Raw genomic sequence first — 1,033 nt, 5'->3', positions numbered from 1 at the left:
CGCCAGCGTTCGTCCTGAGCCAAGATCAAACTCTCATTAAAATGAGTTAAGTTTATCTAAACTCGGTTCAAAAGCACTAGCTTTTGTCTTACTTCTTTTCTTAACGTACTGGTTGTTTCGTTCAGTTTTCAAAGATCAAAAAAATGCATAAAAAATGGTGGAGCCTAGCGGGATCGAACCGCTGACCTCCTGCGTGCAAAGCAGGCGCTCTCCCAGCTGAGCTAAGGCCCCATCAAGCAAATGAAATTATAAATGGTCGGGAAGACAGGATTCGAACCTGCGACCCCTTGGTCCCAAACCAAGTGCTCTACCAAGCTGAGCTACTTCCCGATAATGGCGCGCCCGAGAGGAGTCGAACCCCTAACCTCTTGATCCGTAGTCAAACGCTCTATCCAATTGAGCTACGGGCGCATGGTGCCGAGGGCCGGACTCGAACCGGCACGGTAATCACTTACCGCAGGATTTTAAGTCCTGTGTGTCTGCCAATTCCACCACCCCGGCATGGATTTAGGAATTGTAAATGGAGCGAAAGACGGGATTCGAACCCGCGACCCCCACCTTGGCAAGGTGGTGTTCTACCGCTGAACTACTTTCGCGAAGAGTGCGGGTGGAGGGAGTCGAACCCCCACGTCGTAAGACACTAGATCCTAAGTCTAGCGCGTCTGCCAATTCCGCCACACCCGCTTAAATGGTGAGCCATGAAGGATTCGAACCTTCGACCCTCTGATTAAAAGTCAGATGCTCTACCAACTGAGCTAATGGCTCTTCGTCTGGTGCCGGCCAGAGGACTTGAACCCCCAACCTACTGATTACAAGTCAGTTGCTCTACCAATTGAGCTAGACCGGCAAATGGTGGAGGATGCAGGGCTCGAACCTGCGACCCCCTGCTTGTAAGGCAGGTGCTCTCCCAGCTGAGCTAATCCTCCGATTAAAGCCTGGCGACGTCCTACTCTTGCAGGGGTAAACCCAACTACCATCGGCGCTGAAGAGCTTAACTTCTGTGTTCGGCATGGGAACAGGTGTGACCTCTTCG

At 51.9% G+C, this 1,033-nt stretch carries 9 tRNA genes and 1 rRNA gene; all 10 read right to left on the bottom strand.

The window, feature by feature from the left end:
• Positions 1–155: 155 nt before the first annotated feature.
• Positions 156–231 (bottom strand) — tRNA-Ala (locus BLR62_RS12350).
• Between the two features lie 22 nt (positions 232–253).
• A tRNA-Pro gene (locus BLR62_RS12345) sits at positions 254–330 on the bottom strand.
• A gap of 4 nt (positions 331–334) precedes the next feature.
• Positions 335–411: transfer RNA gene (locus BLR62_RS12340), tRNA-Arg, on the bottom strand.
• 1 nt (position 412) lies between these two features.
• Positions 413–501 (bottom strand) — tRNA-Leu (locus BLR62_RS12335).
• 20 nt (positions 502–521) lie between these two features.
• A tRNA-Gly gene (locus tag BLR62_RS12330) sits at positions 522–596 on the bottom strand.
• 6 nt (positions 597–602) lie between these two features.
• Positions 603–684, bottom strand: a tRNA-Leu gene (locus tag BLR62_RS12325).
• Positions 685–689: 5 nt separating this feature from the next.
• Positions 690–765: transfer RNA gene (locus tag BLR62_RS12320), tRNA-Lys, on the bottom strand.
• A 6-nt stretch (positions 766–771) separates the two neighbouring features.
• Positions 772–847: transfer RNA gene (locus tag BLR62_RS12315), tRNA-Thr, on the bottom strand.
• Positions 848–850: 3 nt separating this feature from the next.
• A tRNA-Val gene (locus tag BLR62_RS12310) sits at positions 851–926 on the bottom strand.
• A gap of 7 nt (positions 927–933) precedes the next feature.
• Positions 934–1,033 (bottom strand): 5S ribosomal RNA (rrf, locus tag BLR62_RS12305); the annotation flags it as partial.

Origin of the sequence: Pelagirhabdus alkalitolerans, assembly GCF_900096905.1 — a bacterium.
GTDB classification, from domain to species: Bacteria; Bacillota; Bacilli; order Bacillales; family Amphibacillaceae; genus Pelagirhabdus; species Pelagirhabdus alkalitolerans.
Note: the sequence above shows the minus strand (reverse complement) of the source record. Positions and strands in the feature narration are given on the sequence as shown.